Source organism: Kutzneria sp. NPDC051319, from assembly GCF_040682195.1.
Taxonomy (GTDB): Bacteria; Actinomycetota; Actinomycetes; order Mycobacteriales; family Pseudonocardiaceae; genus Kutzneria.
Genome location: NZ_JBFBAM010000071.1, coordinates 41426 through 49604 on the forward strand (window position 1 = coordinate 41426; position 8179 = coordinate 49604).

The following is an 8179-nucleotide window of genomic DNA, read 5'->3' on the forward strand; positions in this document are numbered from 1 at the left end:
AGCGGTCATGTTGTGCTTCGAAACAGCCCTGGATGGCAACGACCTGTAACCATCACATACCGAGCGTCACCTATCATGAGAGTTCCTTCCGTTTCAGGTCGACCCGCATACCGAGGCGACCGTCGATGGGAACGTCTCGGCCAACGAGGCTTATCTCCTGACAACCAGAGCTATTGGACCGGGAAACCAACACGAAATGTGAGTCGTCCATCCCGAATCCAATTGGGTCATAGAAAGCCTCCTCACCAGCCGGCAGCGCCACCGTGTATTCGAGCAGATTCAACGGCGACCGGATCCGAACACAGAAGTCGTCCGGCAGGCGGTCCCGGACGAGCCGCTTCGAGCGGGCGGGCCAGCGCATCTCGATGAGCAGACTGAATTCACTTCCGCAGTACACCGGCACTGGGAAGTGCACGAGGACTTCCATCCGGGCGTCATCGGCCCAGTGCTTGGTCACCTCATGCCCGGTCCCGCCGACACCTCCGACCGCGACGCTGCGCGCCTGCACGTGCACCTGCCCACGGATCTTCATCGGCTGGTTTTGCCCGGAGCCCATTCGAAGCCGATAGAACCTCAGACGGTCACACGTCACCACAGCATGGACGGTGACCAGTACGACCGTGTCGCCGTTGTCGTCGATGCGGTGGTGCTCGATCCACCGCATGAGCCGCCACGATGACTGATTGTCCTGGAGGAATGCCCGACAATGCTCGATGAGCAGGCGTTCACTCAATTCGCCGCGACGCCGCCACTCTGCCCGGCTCGCCGCAAGCAGAAGGAGCACGCCCATTAATGCAAGCAGAATCGCCACAACCGCCGCCGCCTTCGGCGCACTGTCCCCGAACACGACGCTGAGCGCCCCACCGAAGGCAATCACGCCGAGGCCGCCTTCAATCAGACCTACGACGCCCGCCCGAGAGACATAGCTGTCGAACCACACAATGAATCCCCGCAGCATCGCCCGCTCCTTCACCTCGCGGTGACCGCATCCTCGGCCCGTGCACGGCGTGCCGGCCGAGAGGGTGTGTGTAGCCGAGGAATGCGGTCGCCGACGGATGTGTCACCTGGGCGCAGCAGTCCGCGAATGCGTCAATCAGCCGTCCGGCGTGACCGGTCAGATGGCGCGGTCGGGCCAGTAGGGGTGGCGGAGGACCTTCTTGAGGATCTTGCCGGTGGCGTTGCGGGGCATCTCGGCGACGACGTCGATGCTGCGGGGGACCTTGTAGCCGGCGAGGCGCTGGCGGGCGTAGGCGACGAGGTCGTCGGGGTCGAGGGAGTGGCCGTCGACGGGCTGGACGACGGCCTTGACGGACTCGCCCCAGCGGTCGTCGGGCACGCCGATGACGGCGACGTCGGCGACGTCGGGGTGCTCGGCCAGGACGCGTTCGACCTCGGGCGAGTAGACGTTCTCGCCGCCGGTGATGATCATGTCCTTGACCCGGTCGACGATGTAGACGTAGCCGCCCTCGTCGAGGCGGCCGATGTCGCCGGTGCGCAGCCAACCGTCGGCGGTGAGGGTGTCGGCGGTGGCGGCGGGCTGACCGAGGTAGCCGAGCATGGTCTGGGGCGTGCGGAACCAGAGCTCGCCGGTGGGGGCGTCCTCCGAGGTGGCGGGGTCGACGACCCGCATCTCGGCCTCGCCGATGGGCCGGCCGGCGGAGGTGAGCCGCTCGGGGTGGTCGGCGTCGCGGTGGTCGGAGGGGCTGAGCACGGTGATCGCGCCGGCCATCTCGGTCATGCCGTACACCTGCACGAACTCCATGTCCGGCCATGCGGCCATGGCCGCCCGCAGCAGCGGAAGGGGCATGGGCGACGCGCCGTAGACCAGACGCTGGAGGCGGCCGAACGCGGTGATGGCGGGCTGGCCGGCGGCCATGATGCCGGCGACGACGGCCGGCACCAGGAAGGCCTGGGTGCAGCCCTGGGCGATGGCGCCGAGCAGGCCGGGGCCGGTGGGCTCGCGCAGCACGGTGGACGGGATGCCCTCGCGGAAGCCGGACATGGCGTAGCAGGAGCCGCCGACGTGGAACAACGGCATGGCGACGAGGCTGCGGGAGTCCCCCTCTACCGGCATGGCCTCGCCGGTGTTGCGGGCATGGGAGATCACGTTGGCGTGGCTGAGCAGGATGCCCTTGGGACGGCCGGTGGTGCCGGAGCTGTACATCACCAGCACGGGGTCCTCGGACCGGACCTCGGAGTCGATTTCGGCCGGGGCGGTGGTGATCAGGTCCTCGTAGCCGCTGAGCAGCACGGTCGCCGGCCGGTCGGCGATGGCCTCGACGCTGGGCAGCAGGTCGTCGGCCACGAACAGGACGCGGGCCCCGGAGTCGCGCACCACGTAGTCGAGCTCGTCGGGGGCGAGCCGCCAGTTGAGGATGGCGGTCGCCGCGCCCAGCGAGCCGGCGCCCAGCACGACCTCCAGGCACGACAGGTTGTTCTTGTCGAGATAGGCGACCCGGTCGCCACGCCCGACACCGGCCGCCCGCAGCGCGCCGGCGACCCGGCGGATCCGGTCCCACCACTGCGACCACGTGTAGCTCTGGCCCTCGTAGCTGACGGCCTCGGCATCGGGCTTGGCCTGCGCCCAGTGCTCGACCAGTTCCGGAAGCAGCCGCGCCTGTGCAGTCATGGGCGTGACTTTCGCACCGCGGCAACGCATTGGCAATCGGTCATGTCAGTCCACAACTGCGTGTGTGCACGAAACGCCCGTGCGTCGCGGCCGGCCGGGCACAGTGGTCGGTCGATCGGACCGAGCCGGCTGGCAGCCGGTGGTGCACACGCTGACCCGCACGGGCGCACCCTCACCTGCCCTGCCATGACTAGAACGGCGCCTTGTCGGGTTGGCAGACGGTGTCGGCCGCGGGCGGGCGGAGCCGGAGGAAGTAGGCGTCCACGGCGTCGTCGACGCAGCGGCTGTGGTTGAGGGAGCCGTGGCCGAAGGTGTTCAGGGTCAGCAACTCCGCGTTGCCGAGCAGCTTGGCGGTGCGCTGCGCGCCGGGATACGGGGTGTCGGGGTCGCCCTGGCTGTTGCCGAGCAGAAGGACCGGGTTGGCGGTGTGACGGTTCCAGGGGCCGGCGTAGTGGTCCGGGTCGGCCGAGGGAAAGCGGACGCAGGGCAGGGACAGGTACGTGTAGTAGGGCCCGAAGCCCCGTGCGCGCTGGTCGGTGGCGGCCGCGAATCGGGGCCAGACAGCGGGATCGGACGGGTTGCGGGCGTCGGCGCACTGGGTCGCGCCGCCGCCGAGCAGGCTGTCGAACGGTGTGCTGATGGGAGTGGCCGGTGCCGGGTCGGCCGGGTTGGCGATGGCGACCGGTCCATCGGAGGACAGGCGGTCGAGCAAGGTAGTGATGGGGGCAGCCGTGACGGTTGCTGCGGGCGGGGTCTGGGTGGCCGTGCTGACCAGTTGCAGGTATTCGGCCAAGGCCGGGGAGTTTCCGGCGTCGTCGAGGGTGTGCACGATGTGCGCGATGACGTCCTGGTAGCGAACGGTGATGGGCTGACCGGTGGCCGGGTCGGCGATCGTGACCGGTCCATCCGCGTACAGGTGGTCGAGGACCTGGTTGTACTTGTCGGCGAGGTTGGCGCCGGAAGTGTTGAAGGCGCAGCGGGTTGTGGCGGCGCAGGCGGAGAGGAAAGAGCGGAAGGCCTGCTGCGCACCGAGATCGGCGCCGAGGCGGACGCTGAAGGGAACGTTGACGTCGGCGGGGCGGTAGCCGGTGGTCCAGTTGACCGGGTCGTCGACGGCGTCCAGCACCACCGCCCGCACGCGCTCGGGGAACAGGTTGACGTAGGTCTCGCCGAGGACGGTGCCGTAGGAAAGGCCGTAGTACGACAGGGTTGACGACCCTACGGCCGCACGTAAGCGGTCCAGGTCACGGGCGACGTCGGCGGTTGACATGTGGGAGAACAACGGGCCGGCGTTGCGGGCGCAGAGGTCGTCGATCGTCAGGGCGTCGGCGATCTGCTGGGTCGTCTGCTCGGGCGTGATGGGAAATTGGGCGGCGACCCGTTGCAGGACGGCGAGTTGATCGGGCGAGGTGAAGCAATGGGCTTGGGTGCTCGCGCCAACGCCGCGAGGGTCGAAGCCGACCAGATCGAAGCGTTGGTGGAGCGCGGGCGTGAGGACCGGCGGGATCCGGCCGGGATTGCCTGGGCCACCGGGGTTGTAGAACAGGGTGCCGAGCTTGTGGGCCTGATCGACCGCCGGCAGGCGGCCCACGGCGATCTGTGTTTCTGGACCGACCGGGTCCTGATAGGACAGTGGAACGGCCAGGGAGGCGCACTGGTAGGCCGACAGCGGGAGCGCGTTCGCGGGCGACGCCGCGTCGGACGGGCAGGCGCCCCAGGCCAGCGCCGGCGACGCCGATGCCGGCGCCAGCGGTATGAGGGCGGCGGCCAGCACAGCGGCGGTCAGCGTGGCGGTGACGCGTCGGAAGGGCATGGGACCAGCTTTGCCCTCGACGGCAAGGAACGCACTGGCACTAGGGTGACAAAACAAGGTGGTGCTAGTACCACCCCCGGTCAGAAACCGGCCAGGCCGTTGGGGGTTCCGACGCCGGTGGGACCATCCCATCCGGTGCCGGAGACGCAGAGCTGGAGCGAGGTGGGCTGGCAGCCGTGGGCGGCGGCGTTCTGGCCGAGGGTGACGTCGCTGAACGCACCGGCCGGGGCGGCGTAGAGGGTGTTGGGACCGTCTACACGGGACAGATGGCCGCCGCGGGCGTAGAGGGCGGCGATGAACGGCGCGGCGGCGCTGGTGCCGCCGACGGTGTACCAGCCGCCCGCGGCGTAGGAGTCGTAGACGGCGACGCCGGTGGCCGGGTCGGAGACGGCGGAGACGTCGGACGAGGCGCGATGGCCGCCACAGACGGCGGCGACGGCGGCCGGTTGCCCGTTGGCCGGCGGGAGATCGGTCTCACAGGCGCTGCCGGCCCCGCTCCAGGCGTTGGAGGCGAAGCCGTCGGAGGTCTGGTACAGGGCGGTGCCGCCGGCGGAGATCACGCTCGGCAGGTTCTGCGGCCAGTAGCCGTGCACGTTGCCGTGGTAGCCGGAATCGCCGGAGGAGGCGACAAAAGCGATGCCGGGGTGGGAGAAGACCGTGCTCAACGGGCCGGTGTTGATGTCCTTTGTGGACGGATAGCCGAAGCTCATGCTGACCGCGGAGACGCCGGCGGCGACGGCGGTGGACACGGCGCGGGCGATGCTGGGGACGGCGTCGGCGGCGGTGTGCAGTGACGACAGGTAGAAGTCCCGGGTCGGGGCCTGCACCAGGAGGATCTTGCACGCGGGACAGGCGGCGGAGATCATCTGGGCGTCCAGCGCGGTCTCCAGCGAGAGCTGCTTCTCCTCGTCGGTGCCGTCGGGATGCAGCGGCGGGCCGCCCTGGTAGTCCACGACCTTGAGGCAGCCGGACGCCACCGTGCACGCGGGCAGGCCGAACTGGGAACGATAGGCGGCGAGATCGGACTCGAAGCCGGGATAGCCACCGCCGTCGACGAGGGCGACGGTGCCGGCGACGCCGCCGGAGGCCGGCAGGTGGTAGGCGGCGGCCAGCTCCGAGGCGCTGTAGCCGACGGGGACGACGGTCGTCATCGGGGCGGCCGAGCCCTGGGCCTCGGTGACGATCTCCGAGTCGCACACGTCGCAGGTGGCGATCACCCCGTGGTTCTGCAACAGGGTGCCGGCCTGCACCTGGGCGTGCAGGGCTGCGGTGTCGGGGTAGACGGACACGAGCGACGACGCCAACAGTACGGCGACCATGCCGGCAAACATGCGGTGACCTCCCGGGCACTCTGCGTGATGCCAGTGTCGACACAATCACCGGACTCCGCGCTTCCAATTCACGGATGTATCCGATACATTTTCGTATCAGATGGACACGGCACCGAAGCGGGTCACCAAGCGCCGGGGCGAGACGCGCCAGCGGCTGCTGGACGCCGCCCTGACGGTCTTCGCCGAGCAGGGTTTCGGCCGCTCGACGGTGGAACAGGTCTGCGACCGGGCCGGATACACCAGGGGCGCCTTCTACTCGAACTTCGCCTCGCTGGACGACCTGTTCCTGGCCATGTGGGAGCAGCGCTCGACCGAGCTGATCGACGGCCTGCGCCAGGCCCTGGACGGCATGGACACGGCCAAGGTGCGCAACGTCCGTGGCGTGGTGGAGCTGGTGACGCCGGCCGTGCGGGTGGACGACACCTGGTACCGCATCACCTCGGAGTTCACGGCCCACGCGCTGCGCAACCCGGGCCTGCGGCGCGTGATGAAAACGCGGGAAGAGTCCATCGCCGGGGCCATCACGCCGGTGGTCGCCGCCCTGCTGAGAAAAATCGGCCGAGAAACACCCGATCAGGTGGCGTTGGGGCAGGCTCTGGTGGCCGTGCACGACGGCACCGCGGCGCAGTGCCTGCTGGAACCGGAGAATCCCGCCGTGTGGCGGCGCCGCGCCGACCTGTTCGAACGGGTCCTGACGGCCTACAGCATCGAAACCGGAGGACGGTCATGACAATCGAGCCCGACGTCATCGTGGTCGGGGCGGGGCTGGCCGGCCTCGTCGCCACGCGCGAACTGGTCAAGGCGGGCCGCAAGGTCCTCGTCGTGGACCAGGAGAACCGCAACAACCTGGGCGGCCAGGCCTTCTGGTCGCTGGGCGGCCTGTTCTTCGTGGACAGCCCGGAGCAGCGCCGCATCGGTGTGAAGGACTCCTTCGAGCTGGCCTGGCAGGACTGGCAGGGCTCGGCCGGCTTCGACCGTGAGGACGAGGACTTCTGGGGCCGGCAGTGGGCGCAGGCCTACGTCCGGTTCGCCGCCACCGAGAAGCGGCAGTACCTGCACGAGCTGGGCCTGCGGGTGATGCCGCAGGTGGGTTGGGCCGAGCGCGGCGGCGGCCTGGCCGACGGCCACGGCAACTCGGTCCCCCGCTTCCACCTCACGTGGGGCACCGGGCCGGAGGTCGTCCGCGTGTTCCTGGAACCGGTGCTGGAGGGGGAAAAGCGGGGCCTGGTGGAGTTCGCGTTCCGGCATCAGGTGGACGACATCATCGTCGAGGACGGCCGCGCGGTCGGCGTGCGGGGCACGGTGCTGGAGTCGACCGACCTGGAGCGGGGCAAGGCGTCCTCGCGGACCAAGGTCGGCGAGTTCGAGCTGCGGGCCAAGGCGGTGATCGTCTCCTCGGGCGGCATCGGCCACAACCACGAGCTGATCCGCAAGAACTGGCCGACCGACCGGCTCGGCCCGGCGCCGAAGACGATGATCTCCGGCGTGCCGGCGCACGTGGACGGGCGCATGATCGCCATCTCCGAGACGGCCGGCGCCAACATCGTCAACCGGGACCGGCTGTGGAACTACACCGAGGGCATCAACAACTGGGACCCGATCTGGCCCGACCACGCCATCCGGATCATCCCCGGCCCGTCCTCGATGTGGTTCGACGCCACCGGGAAGCGCCTGCCCTCCCCCAACTTCCCGGGCTTCGACACCAACGGCACGATGAAGGCGATCCTGGCCACCGGCCACGACTACTCGTGGTTCGTGCTGACCCAGTCGATCATCGAGAAGGAGTTCGCGCTGTCGGGCTCCGAGCAGAACCCGGACATCACCGGCAAGGACCTCAAGCTCACGGTGACCGGCCGGCTGGGCAAGGGCGCGCCAGGTCCGGTGGAGGCGTTCAAGCAGCACGGCGTGGACTTCGTGGTGGCCGACAACCTGCAGGAACTGGTGGCGGGCATGAACAAGCTGTCCCGCGGCCCGCAGATCTCCTACGACGACCTGCTGCGCCAGATCCGGGCCCGCGACCAGGAGACCCGCAACGCGTTCAGCAAGGACCTCCAGCTGATGGCCATCAGCAACGCCCGCAAGGTCTTCACCGACAAGGTGTCCCGGGTGGCCAAGCCGCACCGCATCCTGGACCCGGCGCACGGCCCGCTGATCGCCGTGCGGCTGAACATCCTGACCCGCAAGACGTTGGGCGGGGTGCAGACCAACCTCGACTCGCAGGTGGTGCGGCCGGACGGCGAGGCGTTCCCCGGCCTGTACGCGGCCGGTGAGGTCGCCGGCTTCGGCGGCGGCGGCGTGCACGGCTACAACGCGCTGGAGGGCACGTTCCTCGGCGGCTGCATCTTCTCGGGCCGCGCGGCCGGGCGGGCCCTGGGCAAGACGCTGTGACGTGACGCGGCGGGCGGC

Annotated in this window: 6 protein-coding genes; 2 read left to right on the forward strand and 4 right to left on the reverse strand. The window is 69.5% G+C overall.

Annotated features, from left to right (window positions below):
• Positions 1 to 73: 73 nt before the first annotated feature.
• The 4 genes from AB0M73_RS40560 to AB0M73_RS40575 all read right to left on the reverse strand — a co-directional run bounded on the left by AB0M73_RS40560 (position 74) and on the right by AB0M73_RS40575 (position 5761).
• On the reverse strand, positions 74 to 958 hold the full coding sequence (locus tag AB0M73_RS40560) for a hypothetical protein (protein WP_363903158.1): 885 nt from the start codon (positions 956 to 958) through the stop codon (positions 74 to 76).
• 156 nt (positions 959 to 1114) lie between these two features.
• Positions 1115 to 2629 carry an AMP-binding protein gene (locus tag AB0M73_RS40565; RefSeq protein ID WP_363903161.1) on the reverse strand — a complete coding sequence of 505 codons (1515 nt, stop codon included), beginning with the start codon at positions 2627 to 2629 and terminating at the stop codon, positions 1115 to 1117.
• Positions 2630 to 2819: 190 nt separating this feature from the next.
• Positions 2820 to 4442 (reverse strand): alpha/beta hydrolase, encoded by a 1623-nt coding sequence (locus tag AB0M73_RS40570; protein WP_363903163.1) that lies wholly within the window; start codon positions 4440 to 4442, stop codon positions 2820 to 2822.
• A gap of 80 nt (positions 4443 to 4522) precedes the next feature.
• Positions 4523 to 5761 (reverse strand): peptidase S8, encoded by a 1239-nt coding sequence (locus AB0M73_RS40575; protein ID WP_363903166.1) that lies wholly within the window; start codon positions 5759 to 5761, stop codon positions 4523 to 4525.
• Positions 5762 to 5873: 112 nt separating this feature from the next.
• Between AB0M73_RS40575 and AB0M73_RS40580 the strand changes: the two genes are divergently transcribed.
• A complete protein-coding gene (locus tag AB0M73_RS40580; RefSeq protein ID WP_363903169.1) occupies positions 5874 to 6503 on the forward strand; it encodes a TetR/AcrR family transcriptional regulator in 630 nt (209 codons plus the stop codon).
• A complete protein-coding gene (locus tag AB0M73_RS40585; protein ID WP_363903172.1) occupies positions 6500 to 8161 on the forward strand; it encodes an FAD-binding dehydrogenase in 1662 nt (553 codons plus the stop codon). Before AB0M73_RS40580 ends, AB0M73_RS40585 begins: the two co-directional genes overlap by 4 nt.
• Positions 8162 to 8179 lie beyond the last annotated feature (18 nt).